This is a genomic window from Rhodococcus sp. 14-1411-2a (assembly GCF_002259485.1).
Taxonomy (GTDB): Bacteria; Actinomycetota; Actinomycetes; order Mycobacteriales; family Mycobacteriaceae; genus Rhodococcoides.
Map to the genome: position 1 here is coordinate 309,113 of NZ_NPGA01000009.1, position 16,017 is coordinate 325,129.

At 63.5% G+C, this 16,017-nt stretch carries 15 protein-coding genes; 8 read left to right on the plus strand and 7 right to left on the minus strand.

Features of this window, described 5'->3' with window-relative positions:
- Together CH291_RS07005 and CH291_RS07010 are read left to right on the plus strand one after the other, a co-directional pair.
- Window positions 1-1,281, plus strand: coding sequence for a glycosyltransferase family 4 protein (locus CH291_RS07005; RefSeq protein WP_179276462.1), 1,281 nt, complete (start codon window positions 1-3; stop codon window positions 1,279-1,281).
- On the plus strand, window positions 1,278-1,964 hold the full coding sequence (locus tag CH291_RS07010) for an acyltransferase (protein WP_094687018.1): 687 nt from the start codon (window positions 1,278-1,280) through the stop codon (window positions 1,962-1,964). Before CH291_RS07005 ends, CH291_RS07010 begins: the two co-directional genes overlap by 4 nt.
- Here the strand turns inward: CH291_RS07010 and CH291_RS07015 are convergent.
- Genes CH291_RS07015 through CH291_RS07035 form a run of 5 tightly spaced genes read right to left on the minus strand, consistent with a single transcriptional unit; the run spans window position 1,931 to window position 7,189 of the window.
- Window positions 1,931-3,385: a lipopolysaccharide biosynthesis protein gene (locus tag CH291_RS07015; protein WP_094687019.1), complete on the minus strand. Its 1,455-nt coding sequence runs from the start codon at window positions 3,383-3,385 to the stop codon at window positions 1,931-1,933. The genes CH291_RS07010 and CH291_RS07015 overlap by 34 nt on opposite strands.
- Window positions 3,375-4,190 carry a glycosyltransferase gene (locus tag CH291_RS07020; RefSeq protein WP_094687020.1) on the minus strand — a complete coding sequence of 272 codons (816 nt, stop codon included), beginning with the start codon at window positions 4,188-4,190 and terminating at the stop codon, window positions 3,375-3,377. Before CH291_RS07020 ends, CH291_RS07015 begins: the two co-directional genes overlap by 11 nt.
- A 7-nt stretch (window positions 4,191-4,197) precedes the next feature.
- Window positions 4,198-5,109, minus strand: a complete 912-nt coding sequence (locus tag CH291_RS07025) for a glycosyltransferase family 2 protein (RefSeq protein WP_094687021.1) — start codon at window positions 5,107-5,109, stop codon at window positions 4,198-4,200.
- Window positions 5,106-6,434, minus strand: coding sequence for a hypothetical protein (locus tag CH291_RS07030; protein WP_143545894.1), 1,329 nt, complete (start codon window positions 6,432-6,434; stop codon window positions 5,106-5,108). The genes CH291_RS07025 and CH291_RS07030 overlap by 4 nt, the downstream gene beginning before the upstream one ends.
- Entirely contained in the window at window positions 6,431-7,189 is a 759-nt protein-coding gene (locus CH291_RS07035) for an acyltransferase (RefSeq protein WP_143545895.1), read from the minus strand. Before CH291_RS07035 ends, CH291_RS07030 begins: the two co-directional genes overlap by 4 nt.
- Window positions 7,190-7,459: 270 nt before the next feature.
- Between CH291_RS07035 and CH291_RS07040 the strand changes: the two genes are divergently transcribed.
- The 6 genes from CH291_RS07040 to CH291_RS07065 are packed head-to-tail and all read left to right on the plus strand — an operon-like array spanning window position 7,460 to window position 13,446.
- Window positions 7,460-8,020: a colanic acid biosynthesis acetyltransferase gene (locus CH291_RS07040; protein ID WP_094675920.1), complete on the plus strand. Its 561-nt coding sequence runs from the start codon at window positions 7,460-7,462 to the stop codon at window positions 8,018-8,020.
- A gap of 1 nt (window position 8,021) precedes the next feature.
- Entirely contained in the window at window positions 8,022-9,146 is a 1,125-nt protein-coding gene (locus tag CH291_RS07045) for a glycosyltransferase (protein ID WP_094687024.1), read from the plus strand.
- A complete protein-coding gene (locus CH291_RS07050; protein ID WP_179276463.1) occupies window positions 9,139-9,849 on the plus strand; it encodes an SGNH/GDSL hydrolase family protein in 711 nt (236 codons plus the stop codon). The genes CH291_RS07045 and CH291_RS07050 overlap by 8 nt, the downstream gene beginning before the upstream one ends.
- Window positions 9,842-10,702, plus strand: a complete 861-nt coding sequence (locus tag CH291_RS07055) for an SGNH/GDSL hydrolase family protein (RefSeq protein ID WP_143545896.1) — start codon at window positions 9,842-9,844, stop codon at window positions 10,700-10,702. Before CH291_RS07050 ends, CH291_RS07055 begins: the two co-directional genes overlap by 8 nt.
- Before the next feature lie 43 nt (window positions 10,703-10,745).
- Window positions 10,746-12,071: a Wzz/FepE/Etk N-terminal domain-containing protein gene (locus CH291_RS07060; protein WP_094687027.1), complete on the plus strand. Its 1,326-nt coding sequence runs from the start codon at window positions 10,746-10,748 to the stop codon at window positions 12,069-12,071.
- A gap of 58 nt (window positions 12,072-12,129) precedes the next feature.
- A complete protein-coding gene (locus tag CH291_RS07065) occupies window positions 12,130-13,446 on the plus strand; it encodes a polysaccharide biosynthesis tyrosine autokinase (protein WP_094687028.1) in 1,317 nt (438 codons plus the stop codon).
- On the opposite strand, the gene CH291_RS07070 is transcribed toward CH291_RS07065, so the two are convergent.
- A complete protein-coding gene (locus CH291_RS07070; protein ID WP_094687029.1) occupies window positions 13,443-14,693 on the minus strand; it encodes a hypothetical protein in 1,251 nt (416 codons plus the stop codon). The genes CH291_RS07065 and CH291_RS07070 overlap by 4 nt on opposite strands.
- Before the next feature lie 171 nt (window positions 14,694-14,864).
- The gene (locus tag CH291_RS07075; RefSeq protein ID WP_094687030.1) at window positions 14,865-15,887 is read right to left on the minus strand and encodes a cellulase family glycosylhydrolase; all 1,023 of its coding nucleotides are present in this window, start codon (window positions 15,885-15,887) and stop codon (window positions 14,865-14,867) included.
- Window positions 15,888-16,017: the final 130 nt, after the last annotated feature.

Below are 16,017 nucleotides of genomic sequence, written 5' to 3' on the forward strand. Positions count from 1 at the left end.
GTGGCAGAAGTCCCCGACGAGCAGGACGCATCACCCTCGCTCCATGGGTTGTCCGTCTGCGTGGTGGCCTGCCACTACGCACCCGAGACCACCGGAAGCGCTCCGTACAACACCGCACTCGTGGAAGCGCTGAGCAGCGCAGGCGCGGATGTAAACCTGATCACCGGAGTTCCGCACTACCCGCAGTGGGCAATTCAGGATCCCCGCTACCGTCGCGGCATCACATGGCGAGAACAGGTGGGGAACGTACGGGTACGACGCGTCCGGCATGCGGTGCCCGCCGCTCCCGATCTCGTCGGCCGAGCCCGGATGGAACTTAGCTTCGCCACCCTGGCTGCGCCATTGGTGCGCGCCTCGCGCGCGGACGTCGTCATCGCCGTCACCCCACTGCTCGGGGCCCTACTCGCCGCATCCCTCGGGCATCGAGGACGACCCCTGGGAGTGGTCGTTCACGACCTGAGCGGAAACGCAGCGGCCCAATCCGGTACCACCGGCGGCACCGCTGGGCGCATGGTCGGATCGTTCGAGTACCGACTGGCCCGACGCGCAGACTCCATCGGCGTCATCACCCCACGATTCCGAGACGTGTTGACAGAGAACGGCGTCGACGCAGCCAAGATCGTCGACCTGCCGATCTTCACGCACATCTCGGGATCGACCGAGACGACGCGCGAGGCCCGCGCGCGACTCGGCTGGACCGACACCGACCACCGCGTAGTGGTGCACACCGGCAACATGGGCATGAAGCAGGGACTGGAATCGGTGGTCGACGCCGCTCGGATGGCGCACGAACAATCGATGCCGATCACCTATGTGATGGTGGGCGACGGCAATCAGCGTCGCCAACTCGTTTCTGCTGCAGACGGACTCCCGACGATGAAATTCGTCGACCCCGTCGACGAAAGCACCTACCCCAGTGTGCTTGCCGCCGCCGACGTGCTGCTGCTCAACGAGCGCCCGGGCGTCAAGGAGATGTCGCTGCCGAGCAAGCTGACGTCCTATGTCGCGGCCTCTCGGCCGATCGTGGCCGCAACCGAACCCGGTGGCATCTCACATTCGGTACTGGTAGAACACTCCTCTGCTCTGTTCGCCACTCCGGGCGACCCAGCGGCCCTCAACCGCGCGGTAATGACTCTGGACGGCAACCCGGTAGAGGTCGATCGACTGATCCGTGCAGCGAGGGATCTGGGCAACGCCCGGTACAGCGAATCCGCCGGCCGCGAAGGGTTCCGGCACTTCGCACACAACCTGGCCCGCCGCGATCGTGAAGGACATCGATGACACTGCGAGCGAAACTCGGCCTACTGTTCGGAGAGTTCCGTCCGACCGTGCTGCGCACCGCACCGATGATTCTGCGCCGCAAGCCAATTTTCGTGGGACGCAACTTCCGCGTCCGAGGCGCGGGGAACATCACCGTCCGCAACGGCTTCCTGGCCCTGGGCATCAACAACTACGGCTTCGCCGACAACAGAATGGCCGGATCACTCCGCGTGCGCGGCCGCTTCGAAGTGGACGGCTCCGTTGCCATCACGTCCGGAAACCGTTGGGACATCGGGCCGGGGGCAACGATGACCATGAGCGGACCGACTACCGTCTCGCCGATGTCCGTCGTGGTTGCAACCAGCGAGATCACCATCGGGAACGAAGGAATGATCGGGTGGGACGTGCACCTGATCGACGACGACTTCCACCCGACGCGGTCTTCTCCCGACGCCCCGTTCCGGCACGCCGAGAAGGGCATTCACATCGGCAACCACGTGTGGATCGGATCAAGGGCCACCGTTCTCGCGGGAACGCGGATAGCCGACGGGTGCATCGTGGCCGCGGGTGCCGTGGTGCGCGGTCACTTCGACGAACCCGACTGCCTGATCGGCGGTGTGCCCGCGAAGGTGGTGCGCAGGGGTGTCGCCTGGACCGACCCGGCCTTCGGTTACACCGAGACCGGCCCCGACGTCTCGGCCTGATCGAGTTCCACCGGATCTCGTCGCTTGACCAATCTCGGAACGAACGCGAAATCCGGCACGATCTGAGTGACCAGTACTGCTGCAGCAGCAACGAACACCACTCCGACGGCTCCGTACTCCGGAGCCACGAAGATACCGCCGATCACGCTGATCAGACCCATTCCCATGATGCAGAACGCCTGAAACCGCATCTCCGTCGGCGTCGTGAGCAGCACTCCCGCGGGAAGGTGGATGCACTGCACCACCAGTAGGCAGCCGAACGCCACAGCCAGCCACGTTCCGGTCTTCACCTCGCCACTGGAGAGGATGTTCGTCGCGAAGGGGCCGAGCAGCGAGATGAACACCGCCGCAACGACGGACACCCCGAAGAACACCAGCACGATCTTGATCCACATCTTGATGGTGCCCGCCTGATCGCCCCGCCGTTTCACGAACACCGGCCAATAGGCCATGCCTGCGGTGGAGAACACCGACCATCCCAGTGCGTACACCTGAGCCATCAGTGCGTATCTCGACAGCTCCTCGGGCGTGGACAAGTGCGAGAGGATCACTCGATGGGACTGCAGGCCGAGAGGCAACCCCACACTGGCGATCAGCATCCACAGAGAACCCGCCAGCAACTTCACCTGAGCCATCTCTTGCACGGGTGCCGCGAACACCACCGTTCCCAGGCCGGACATTCGCAGCGCGACAATCGTTCCCACAATGTTGCCGAGAAGCGCGCCGAGTACACCGGGAATGGCGAAGAAGATTCCCTGAGCACCGACGAGCATCAACCCGACGGTGATCAGCAGACCGAACACCGTATTCGACATCAGCACCAACACTGCGAGCTGATTCTTGTTGATGCCGATCAGGATTCGGATGCCCAGCCCCGTCGGCAGGCTCAACGCGAACAGGCTGGCCGCCAGGGTGATCACCCATCGATCATCGGGTCCGGTGGTGAGACCGATGACGGCTCCCCACTTGTCGAAGATCATGATGAGCACGAACGCAACGATCAGTCCAGCGGCGATCATCGCCAGCACCCGGTAGGCACGCTGAATCGTTCCCACCGTGACCGGGTCCTCGGACAACTTGCCGGCCCGCGAGCTGGCGTTGGTTACCACGGCTCCGATACCGAGGTCCGCGAACGGGAAGAGCAGGCTCATCGTGGCGATCAACGACACGACACCGAAGATCGACTCACCGGTCTCGCGCACGATGATCGCGGTGTTCAGAAGCCCGAGCAGCGCCATGATCGGCGTCCCGAGAACACGAAAGACCGTCCCCCACAGAACGGCCTTCTGCTCCTGGGACGATAGTCCACCCGCCGGTGCCGCGGTGTCCACCAGTTCGTTGGGCGGCACGTCCTGGACCGCGGCCGGGTGGGGCTTGGAGAATCCCTTCTGCCCACGGTCGGCGCGGTGCCTACCCGCCATTCGCCGGTGCCCTCCCCAACATCGCGCGGACTCTTTCGCGACCGTGGAACGCCACCCGAACCACCAGTTCGATCACCTTCGACTGCAGGCGGGAACGTCGACGAGTGCCGTACGGGTAGTGGTCCAGCTTGTCCCAGGCCCGCCGAAGATCTGCGAAGCTCTCCTTGATGGGCCGGACCGTGCCGGCACCCGTGGTGTCGAAATCGCACACGACACGGTCGAACGTGACCGGAGGCTTGATCAGTGCCGCTCGCATCAGATACAGCTGATCGGCTGCCAGCCCGAACTCTTCGTCGTACGGCCCCAGCTGTTTCGCGAAATCGGCACCCACGAACGAACCTTGATGCGGGATGGGCGCTTTGCCGATGGTGAAGTTGTGAAGGTCGAAGGGCATGAAACCCCACTCACCGAGATCGATGCCATCGGCACCGACGCGGCGCACCTTGGCGTAGCCCCACTGCGCCCGAGGGTCCTTCAAGTTCTCCACGATGTACTCGAGTGCACCTGGGTCGGAGAAGCAGTCACCGGAATGCATGAGCCAGACGATGTCGCCGGTGGTCTGCGCGATGCCCCTGTTCATCGCGTCGTACCGTCCGTTGTCGCGCTCGGAGCGCCAATACTGCAGACCTGCGCCGATCGACTCGAGGTACTGCTCCACCTCCGCGCCGGACCCGCCGTCGAGAACCACGTGCTCGACGGGCACCGAACACTGTTGAGCCCGAACGCTGTCGACAGTTTTCTTCAGCCCGTCCAGGTCACGAAAACTGATCGTGACCACGGATATCTTCTCGATCTTCGACGACATGCCTATCTCATCTCTTCGTCAGGTGCTGGGCGATTCCCATGGCCTTCATCAACACCAATCGCACCGTGCTCACGAGAGCAAACCCCCAGGCCCACTTCCCGGGTCGTCCGTACCGCACACCTGCGACGAGGGACCTGATCACCCCACGCATCGACCGACCACTGACAGCAGAAGACAGCGGACTCGTCAGGAAATAGTCTCCCCTGCTCCGTTTGTCCGAGGACGCCAGATACTCCTTGCCCCACTGGATGTAGGCCACGCTCTGATCGGAATCGGTTCGAGACAGCGACGCAGACGTCATGTCGTACTGCACCAACACCTCGGCCGATTGCACGATCGGGACGTCGGGAAAGCGTCGACGCACATCGATCAGCCAGGACGGGTCGTCGTGCACGGAACCGAGAGGAAGGTCCATCGGAACCGTCTCGGCGATCTCACGGGGGAACAGCAACGTGGACGTTTGCGCACTCGCTCCACCGAACCTGAGCGAGTGGAAGCGAACCAGGTACTGATCCACGGGCTGGTGCATACCGATCAACCGAACCGGCCACTCCGAACCGCCCTCGGCAGTGATTGCACGGACGCGACTGGATGCGATCCACAACTGTGAATCCGTTGGTACCGAAGCTAATTGGACTTCTAGCTTGTTCGGCAACCACACGTCGTCGTCGTCGAGCAGACCGATGACGTCACCGGTGCTCTTGTCGATCCCCGACTGACGCGCCCTGCTGGCCCCTGCGCCGCCGCCGGTGTGGATCACGGTCACCCGATCGTCTTCTGGAACAACGGGTTCGGCATCGGAGTCGACCACCACGATCACCTCGGACACCGGATGGGTCTGCGCGAGTGCAGACCGCACAGCAGCCTCGAGGGAACTGCGGCCGATGGTGGGGATCACCACGCTGACAGAGGGTTTCATGGCAGGGCCACCTCACGGTGCTCGGTCTCGGATGCTCTCGACCGTCGGCTACCGGGTGTAGTCAGGTGCCGGCTGGCGAAGACGGCGGCGAGCAACGCGAACGCCGCGAGCAGGTTGTACGACATCGGGGAGAAGAACAGGTCCCACCCCGCCTGCACCGAAATCTGCACTGCCATCGCACCCCAGATTCCATACCGCGGTGAGCTCCAGATGACGGTGAGTGCCGCGATCACCAGAAACACCGGAAGGACCGCAGCGAACACGCCGCCCTCGGCCCACGAGCTGAAGAGAACGGAGTGCAACGACGTGGCACCGTTCGCCAGATGCCAGAAGCCGTAGAACGGCAGGTTGGGGTCGAAGCCGATCGCGATCGCGAATTCCTCGCCGCGAGCGAAAACGTCGGTGGTCAGGTTGTCTGCACTGCCCCAGCCGAAGATCGGTTTGTCGAGGATCGCCGCTATCGACAGAGGGGATTCGGTGCGCCCGGCCAGAATCGCAGGCACACCCGTCGAATCCTGCAGTTCGGTCTTGGCTTTCACCGCCTCGCCTGCGATTCCACTGCGCGCGATGGCTGGGATCAGGGTCCCGAGACCCGCGCCGACTCCGGCAACGATCAAGAACTGCGTGAACCGCGAGATCTTCTCACGGGCAAGCCATGTCACCAGAAGGATGGCCGCGCTGCCGAGGCAGACCAAGGCATGGGACCGGAAGTTCAAAACCAGACTGGCCCCGGCCAGCAGCACCAGGAATACCGCCTGAATCTGAACCGGGACCTTCATCCGGACGAGTACGTACAGACCGATCAACGTGACGTACGGAGCGAAAGCGTATTTCCACAGATCCTCGAATGTGGACAAGCTGGCGAAAGGCAGACCTGACGTGAGGAAGTACAGGCAGGAACCGAGTGCAACACCGGCCGCGAGCGAGAAGAGTCGCTCGAGATCCCGACCTGCGATGACGGTGATGCCGACGAAGTAGATCGCGAACGAGGCCCATTGGATGACGCGTTCGTCGAAGAAACTCAGATCGTTGATCTGGGAGGAGACGATGAACCCGGCGAACGCCACGGTCGACAGCGCGATGATCAATCGATCACCGCGCGAGGTCGCCGTCAGGAAGAGGGCCGGGGCCACGAGGAGGCACAGCCCCGAGAAACCGGTGACGGTGAAGCCCATGACCTGCAGGCCCGACGTGGCACCGAGCATGATCAGCACACCGCTCGAGATGACACGCTTACCGAGGGCTCGCCTGGCCTCGAAGGTGAGACCGGTCGAGGCCGGCTTCGGAGAATCGAGTGTTGCTGTCTGAGCGGTTGCTCTCATCATGCAGTGCCGTCGGCCTCGACCACGTGCAGAGCGTCCCGCTGCGGAGCTTCGGTGCCTCGCGCCAGCGAGGCCCGATCCAGACCCACTACCCCGTCGATCGCGACATCGGTGATGGGAATCTGGGTGCGCTCGAACCACTGCCCCGAGATGGGAGCGAGAAACTTTGCGGGAGTCCCTCCGTACACACCGGGCTTGGGATCGGCGAGCGGCTTACCCGTCATCGTGGAATGCGCTGCGAGAACGGAGCATTCGGGCACCTTCGCGCCCTTGAGAATCACCACGTTGCTACCGACCGACGTGTGGTGGCCGATCTCGATCCGTCCCACGGTCTGAATCATGTCTCGCATGTTCGGCTCATGGCTCTGCAACGTGCAGCGCTGGCCCCCCACCGCACTGTAGGCACCGACCTCGATGGTCCCGGAGCAGTCGAGGTAGGAACGGCTTTCGATCCTGGCCCCGTATCCCAGCGCCAGCGTGCCGGCTTCCGGATCGAGCGCCTGATAGGCCGGATGGGCGGAGATCCAGTTCCACGAACCGATCCCCGCCTCGTTCTCCAGGTGCAGCAGGGACAGATTCTTGAACGTGTTGAACGGACCGATGAGCACGTTTTCGCCGAGCTTCGCGCGTCGAACTCCCGAGACCAAGCAGGGTCCGATTTTCGCGGACATCGCGATGTCGTGACCGAAGGAGTTCAGGAGTCGGTTCTTCAACCGAAGTGGCGGCAACAACCAGGTGAAAAGCTGGATCAGGCTCATCGACAGGGCCTTTCGATTGCAATGGGATTGGAAGGTCTGCTCGAGCGAGCGCACGCCGATCTTCGGCCGTCACACTGCCCACATTCGGTTCGACTGAAGAGTAGCAATGCAACGACTCCTGGGCTCGGCATCTGAAGGTTGCTCACATCCTCCATCGCGGCCCCACTCCGGTACCGTTACAAACGCCTCGATCCGTATGGGCGGACTGGTCGACGCGCATCCCATCTTTGCTACCGCTACTCATGACCTGATTCGCAAAGGACAACCTGCGTGACCGACTCCACTGCATCAGTCAGATCCCTCGGCGCACTGCGCGGGCGCTCGTACGACAAGGGTCGAGGTTTCGTCCATCAAGCCCTGTGGGTGGCCTTCTCGTCCCTGGTGTTCACGAAAGTGTGGTGCCCCAACCGCATTCGCTGCGCCGCGCTGCGCGCCTTCGGGGCCAAGATCGGCACGGGCGTCTTGATCAAGCACGACGTGCGCATCCAGTGGCCGTGGAAGCTCGAGATCGCAGACAACACCTGGATCGGCGTGGGGTGCGACCTCTACAACGTCGAGCAGCTCACCATCGGATCGGATGTCTGCGTGTCCCAGCAGGCATTTCTCTGCACCGGCAGCCACGACCACCGCTCGCCGGTGTTCGAGTACGACAACGGCCCGATCGTGATCGAGAACGGCGTCTGGGTGGGAGCACGCGCGCTGGTTCTTCGAGGCGTCACGGTGGGTGCCAACTCCGTCATCGGAGCCGCAGCGCTGGTGTCGGCCGACGTTCCTGCATCGTCGTTCGCACTCGCACCGCCGTCGACCATTCGACCGATTCGTCCGCGCTGACGTGCGAATTCTCCACGCGGTCACCTTGTTCAGCCCCGACGGGGCGTACGGCGGGCCGGTCCGCGTCGCCCTCAATCAAGCGTCGGCCCTGCAGGACTCGGGTCACGAGGTGACGATCACCGCGGGTGTTCGCGGTTACGATCCGATCCCGACCGAGCAGGAGGGCGTACCTCTCACGCTGAAGAAGGCGCGAAACCTGGTGCCCGGTGTCGGCTTCGCCGGCCTCGCAGCGCCGACATCGCTCACATGGCTGCGGAAGCATCGTGCCGAGTTCGACGTGGTGCACATCCACCTCGCCCGCGACCTGGTGATGTTGCCGTTCGCGACGGCCGTGCACACCCTGGGCCTGCCGTTCGTCGTCCAATCGCACGGCATGCTCGCACCCAAGTCCAATCCCCTGGCTCCAGCGCTCGATGCCCTGTTCGTCCGACGGCTGCTTCGTCAGGCCCACACTGTGTTCTGTCTCACAGACCAAGAGCGGGAAGGCATTTCCCAGGTGGCCGGTGACGGAGTACGAATCGACATGCTGAACAACGGCGTTCCCGAGTACGAAGCCGTCGAATCGACCGATACAACGCCCGAAATTCTGTATCTGGCCCGACTACACCCACGAAAACGTCCACTCGACTTCGTCGGTGCCGCGAAACAAGTTTTGGACAGCGGACTTTCGGCTCGATTCACCCTGGTCGGACCCGACGAAGGTGAAGCCGAAAAGGTGACGGAATCCATCGCCGGCCGTTCCGAGATCACCTGGGAAGGGCCACTGCCCGGAGGCAAAGGCCCCGATCGGATGCGCCGCGCCGCGATCTACGTACTTCCCTCGGTCAACGAGCCCTACCCGATGTCGGTCCTCGAAGCGATGGCCGTCGGCATCCCCGTCGTGGTTACCGACGAGTGTGGGCTGGCTCCCCTCGTCACCCGCACGGGCTGCGGAATCGTAACGGTTCCGGGCGAAGGCCCGATTGCAGAAGCGATGAGGACATTGCTGACCGACCCGGCCCTCGCCGCGGCGATGGGCGAACGTGGTCGTGCGGCCGCCAGGAGTGACCTGAGCATGCGGTCGGTGGCAACCAGGTTGACCGACACCTACGCCGCTGCGACGGCCGATCGAGGTCGTCGTGCCTGATCGTCCGAAGACACGGTCGAGCCGATTCCGGTTCGGACGCCCATCGGCGAACGCAGCGGTCGTCGTGGCCCTCATCGCAGCCGTGGCCCTCGTGGTCGCAGCCGTCGTCCGAGACGACGCCCCGCCCCCCACCGTCACCGCCGCCGACACGCCCCTGAAAGTTTCGGTGGTAGGCGACTCGTACAGCAGAGGTCTTCCCGACACGGTCGTATGGCCGACGCTGGCAGCGGAGTCGACCGGATGGTCGGTGAACAACGTCAGCATCTTCAGCGCCGGATACGTCGCCACCGACGGCAACGGCACCTATGCGGACCAGATAGACGCGGCAGTGGCCGACGACCCGGACGTCGTGTTCGTCGTCGGCGGGATCAACGACGTCGGCAAGCCGCCGGAACTGATCATGCAACGCGCGATCGACACCCTTGGCGAACTGGCTCGCCGGGCACCCCGCGCCAAACTCGTGGTCATGGGCCCGATATGGCACGAGATCCCGGTTCCCGAAGCAGCCGCCGTCATCGACGATTCGGTACGCGCTGCCGCGTCGATGCTCCGGTTGCCGTACCTGAGCGTGGTGGGTGAAGATTGGTTGGTCCCGGAAGGAATGATCCAGGAAGACGGAATCCACCCCACCGAGGCCGGTCAACGAGTACTCGCCCAGCAGATCGTCGCGTCCCTCGAGAACACCGGAGTTCCCTTTGTCTGAGCAATCACGGCATTCAGCGGCACCCGGCGCGAAACCACGCCGAATCTCGCCGACCAACGTCCGTCGTGGACGCGTGCTGACCGGTGCAGTGATAGCGCTGGCGATGGTCGTCGTACTCGGGGTTGCCGCGGTGATGCTCGGCCACGACACCGCGGCCTCCGACCCCGGCACTACGGCCACCTCGACCGGGCCCACTGCTGATCGTGGTGCTGCCCGTTCGGCTCTGTTCGTGGGCGACAGCTACACCGTCGGCCCCTCGTCCGTTCCGGACTTCGGCTACCCCTGCCTCACCGCCACCAACCTGGGGTGGAATTGCAATCTCGGCTCCCAGCCAGGAACCGGGTACATCAGCGGCGGACCGGACCACCGGTTGCCGCGTGTTCTGGGCGCACTCGAAGTTGCGTCGTTGAATGCCTCGGAGCGTCTTCCACGTTTGCGTGAGAACTTCGACGCCGACGTCGTGGTGCTCGATGCCGGTCGCAACGACCTCCAGTTCGGCCCGATCTACCTGAGCAACATGTTCCTGTACACCGTCGAGCGGGCCCGAGAGACGTGGCCCACCGCTAGAATAGTCGCCATTGCACCGTGGTTCATCGACGATCCCGACGTGGAATTCGATTCCGACGCGGGACCCGTCAGGGTGGGGCCGTACCTCGAGGGCAAGCTCCGGGAGGTGCCGGAGAACAGTGCGGTCACGTTCATCGACCCCGGCTCCCTCGGCTGGTTCGCAGGCGAAGACGTGAGCTCCCTGCTGGCCGATGACGGCATCCACCCGAACCCCGAGGGTCACAAGCGCATTGCCGAGAAGCTCACCGCCGCCATGATCGCCGACGGATTCGGGCAGCTGCAATGACGCCCGGCCGGACTCCAGCACTGATCGAACCCGACGGGACCCGATGAACAGCACACTCACCGAGTACTTCCGCATCCTGACCGAGCGTTGGCGTTGGGTGGCCGTGATGTGCCTCGTCGTGGTCGGTCTGGCAGCGACTTATCTTCTGCTGCAACCGAAGTCCTACCAGTCACAGTCGACGGTCTTCGTCTCGACACCGCGCGACGATTCCGACACCTACTACCGCGGTGACTTGTACGCCAAGGAGCGCCTGCCGTCCTATGCGGCGTTGATCCAGAGTCAGGATCTGGCCAGAAGGGTCATCGCCGATCTGCAGTTGGACAGCACGCCGGAAGCGTTGATCGCCAGTACGACGGCCACCCCGGTCCCCGGCACGGTGCTGATCCTGCTCTCGACAGCGGCCGGCTCGCCGTCCTCGGCCCAGGCCATCAACCAGGCCTACCTCGACGAGTACATGGCCGAAATCGCCTCTCTCGAAGCCATACCCGGGGCCTTGACCCCCAGAGCCGAATTGCTTGTCGTCGAGCCACCGACCAGCTCCGAACTGCCGGGCGGGTTCCCTCCCACTCTGATCCTCGGTGCCGCAACGGCCGCAGGGCTGATCGCCGGGGCCACTCTGGCGGTGCTCCTGGCCCTCGCCGACTCACGCATCCGCCGGCCGGAGGACGCAATCGAGGCAACCGGTTTGCCACTGTTCGCAGCATTTCCCGCTCAGACGTCGAAGACGACGGGGATCGAACCCGGCCGTCAACTCCGCGACGCGCTGCAGGCGGCGCTCCCGGCAGACCAGAAGCACATCGTGCTGGTGACCGCACCGGACGTCTCGACCGGATCCACCTCGATCGCACAGCAATTGGCCGATTCGCTTCGGGACTCGGGGGAAAGCGTTGCGTTGATCGATTTCGACGTACGGACGAAGCCCAGCGGCACACCCGACGAATCCGTCGTATCGGTCGTGGATGTGGTCGAGGACCTGGTGGCACCCGACGACGCCCTGAGCAACAAGGTCGACGGAATCTCCGTCGTTCCCCAGGGCCACGCATCGGAGAACGCCGCACGCGTGGTCGATTCGCCCCGAGCGACGCTGCTGATCGAGCGGGCCGCGCAGTTGCACGGCTGGGTAATTCTGGACTCCGCCCCCGCCAGCAAGTTCAGTGACGCGCAACGGCTTTCGCACTTCGCCGACGCGCTGGTGATCGTATCCCGAAGCGGGAAGACCAAATTCGAGACACTGCGCGCGACCGCTCAGCAGTTCACGCTCTCCGGTCAGCAGGTCGCCGGAGTTGTCCTCAACGGTTGTTCCGCGGCCGATATCGATAGCATCGGACGATCCCGCAGCCCCCTCCGATCCACCCCGGTCGATCGATGATCGTTGCCCGCCCAGCACCCGAACCAGCCCCCGAAAACCAAGGAGACCTTCGCTAACAATGGATATCAAAAGGGCGTTTGTAATCCTCCTCGAGCGCTGGTGGATCGTCGCGGTCACCCTCGTGATCGGCATCGGCGCAGCGATCGTCGCAACGTTGGTCACTCCGCCGCAGTACACCTCCAATGCGCAGCTCTTCGTCTCGACCACCGGCGGTACCAGCTCCACCGAGTCCTACCAGGGTGATCAGTTCTCTCAGCAGCGCGCAACGTCGTACGCTCAGATCCTGACCAGCGAGATCCTCGGCCAGCGGGTGGCAGATGCGCTGGGACTGAACCTGAGCGGAAATGCGGTGGCAGGCAAGGTCACGGCAACCGTCGTACCGCAGACGGTGCTACTGGACGTCAGCGTGACCGACTCGTCTGCCGACCGGGCAGCCGAGATCGCGAACACTCTGTCCGACGAGTTCATCGCTTACATCGTGCCGTTGGAGACGCCGACCGGCCAGGACCAGGCCAGAGCCACCGTGACCATCGTCAACGGAGCAGAAGCTGCGGCGAGCCCCACGACACCCAAACTGACGACGTACCTCATCTACGGCGCTACCGGTGGAATCTTGGTCGGCATCCTGCTGGTCATCCTGGTGGCGACGCTCGATCGACGGGTCTCCAAGCGATCCGACGCCGAGTCACTGACGGGGCTACCGGTTCTCGGCCCGGTCGCACCGGTCACCCGTAGTCCGGAAGGTCGTCGTGCGCAGCTCGACAAATGGTCCAGCCCCGACGCCGAGGCATTTCGCAAGGTTCGCGTCCACCTGCAATCGATACCCACCGGTCCACAGGTGATTCTGGTGACCAGCTCCTCCGCCAAGGAGTCGACCATCGACTTCTCGGTGGATCTGGCTGCGGCACTGGCAGAATCCGATCACCGGACGGTGCTGATCGAGACCGACTCCGCGCATCCCGCGCTGGCCGAGCAATTGAGCCTGCCTGCATCCGCAGGACTGGTAGGGGTGCTGGCAGACACTGCCGACAAGCCGGACGCTCCCGACCAGATCGCAGCACCCACAACCGACCGCTACCTCGACGCAATTCCTGTCGGCGTCGGGTTGGACGCAACACCGATGCTCTCCACCGTCGCAATGCGTGACCTGGTGGAAACGCTCAGAAAGTCCTACTCGTACCTGGTGATCGACACTGCGCCACTGGCCTCGAGCGGCTCGGCAGCTGTTCTCGCCGGACTGTGCGACGGAACGTTGCTCGTCATCGACACCAAGATGGCTCGTGATCGCGACGTTGCCGCAGCGGTACGGGAGTTGCAGGGTTCGGACGCTCGTCCGATCGCCGCGGTAATGGCAAGCACGAGCCGCAAGCGCTAGACGCGTCCCTGTTGCTCGGCCAGGTCGAAGGAGACCGAATCGAGCAACAGGAGCGGATCGGTCACGATCAGATCCATTGCCTCTTCGATCTTCGCTCGCTCGAACACGTTGTCGTGGAACGACACCGAGTAGGTGCGTTCCTTACCGACGACACCGCACATCACAGTGATGGCATCGGGAGCCGACGGATCGAGCAGACCTGCGAACTGGCTGCCCTCCCCCTCGCTCCACGGAACCCTGGCCCACGACGGCGGCCGCCCCAGATCCGAGTACATGAGCTTGACCTTCGGATTGCGCAACACCCGACACACAGCCGTCCGGTCGATAGCAGGCTTGACCCGAACAGTCGCCGATACCAATCCCAGAACGGCCAGCGGAAGGCCCGAGGTGTACACGGAATCGAGAACACGTGCCTGCGGCTCGATGGGGCGGGTGCCGGAGATCGCCACATCCAGTCCGACGGCGAAGTTGCCGTTGACAGTGGTCTTCGCGTCGAGATACCTGCGGCAATTGATGGCGATCGTGACGGCAGGCGTCGACTCCAGACCGACGCGTTCCATCGCGCATCGGACCAACCACAGCGCAACGGTGGCCGCACCGGCCGACGGCGCATTCTTCTTCCGCCAAGCGGAGACAGCGGCTTCGGTGGCCGCGGTGGACTGCCTGATCACCACCGAAGGCGACGGGCTCCACGGAACTGTCTCATTGTCTTCCGGTTGACCCGCCTCAGCGAGAGCCTGCTGTTTGAGAGCCTGCATCCCTTTCACCGCACGCCACGCGTCGCGCAGCCTCAGTGGATGCAGGGCGAACCATCGCAGCAACGCCCGCGGAATGACATGGCTCGACTCGGGACCGAGCGACCACACACTCGCGCCGTGAACATCGTTGAGATGCAGGGCCTCCACCAGATCGACGAAAAGCTTTCCATCGCTCAACCCGTGCGCTGTGTCGATGAACAGGTACTCGCCGCAGATGGTGACCTCGAGCGGCAGACGCTCTCCGTCACGGCGACGCACGGCCGCGATGGCCGACTCGAGTTGCCCCGACGTCGAACACGGCTCGACCACCCGGACCGCGTCGGCACCGAGGCATTCCGACACCTCCCAGGTGACCGTTCCGTGCTTCGGCACCAAGCCGATTCGTGTGTGTGTCCCAGAATCCGCGAGACTCTGAAGCGTCAACCTGACAGCCTCGGCACTCAACCCTCGAGCCGGGCCGGCAACGCCGATGTAGCGACTGTTGATCATGCACAGGTCCGCACCCGTGACCCTGTAGGTGTTACCAGAATTACGGGACAAGGACGTACTCCAATCGAACAAACCAGCCATGACGTTCAGTCGCCCTCACGATTGCACGAACCGGGCACACCAGGCAATTTGCGTTCGTGAATTCATTCATTCGACTGAAATCTATCGCGATCAGTTGATCAGTGCCTTCACTGCAGCCAGGGACGGTTTCGCGGTGTTGTTGGTTCTGGTCAGCCCGTAGTTCTCCTCGAGATTCTGACTTCCGGTGTTGATGTCGCGGTAGTCGAAGAGAAAGATGGGCCCACCGTTGGGCAGCGACCTCAAGTACTTGATGCCGTCGACCAGGATCTCGGTTTGCCGAGCCTCGGTGACGCCGTACGGCGGCTGTCCCGTGGTGGTGGCTGCGCCGAACTCGGTAGTCCAGATCTTCTTCCAACCATCGCCGTTGATGTACATCAGGTACGAGATCATGTCGATCGAGTTCTTCGGCGTCCACCAGTCCGTACCTGCGCTGAGTAGATCGGGAGCGCTGTACGGGTGATTTCCGATTCCGTCCAACGACGCTCCGGCCTTGTTGGCGTACAGGGCCTCGACGAATCGAGCCGGGCTGATGTTGGTGCCGTCGTCGATGGCAGGCGAAAGCCCGCCACTGATGACCACTGAGTACTGATCGACGGATTTGATTGCGGCATAGGACAGCTTGAGCATCTGGCTGTACTTTGCAGCATCCGGCTTCGGCGCGAAGCTGTGTATGACGTTGGGCTCGTTCCAGATCTCCCAGTTTCGAATGAGACCCCGGTAGCGCTCTGCGGCCAGGCGGGTGAAGTTGGCGTACGTGGCCGGATCGGCTGGGCCCGGATGCAGGAACGTTCTGCCCTCGGGTATCGCCGCCCAGGTCGGCGTATAGGTGGGTACAGCCAGTATATTGAGACCAGCGTTGTACGCGTCCACGACCAGCTTGTCTGTACCCGCCCAATTGAATACGCCCTGAACAGCTTCGACCTGTGGCCACTGGATCGGTATGCGCACGGCGGGGAAGCCATTTTGCTTGATCGACTGAATCTGCGCTTGCCGCACGGAATCGGAGGTCTCCAACGTAACGGCAGTGACACCCAATGTGCGCGCGCCCATCGGGCCCGAGGCGGCCGACGCGGGTGCCGGCAGAGCCACCGCAACGGACGCCGCCACGATCACCGCTGCAGAGGAAGACAGAGCGCGACGAAGAAGTGGCCTACTTTTCGAGGCACTCGGCGAGGGGGATCGGAAATTGATATTCACAGCGAATGCCTTACTCGGGAGTGAACAGGTGCAACTCCTGCGGACA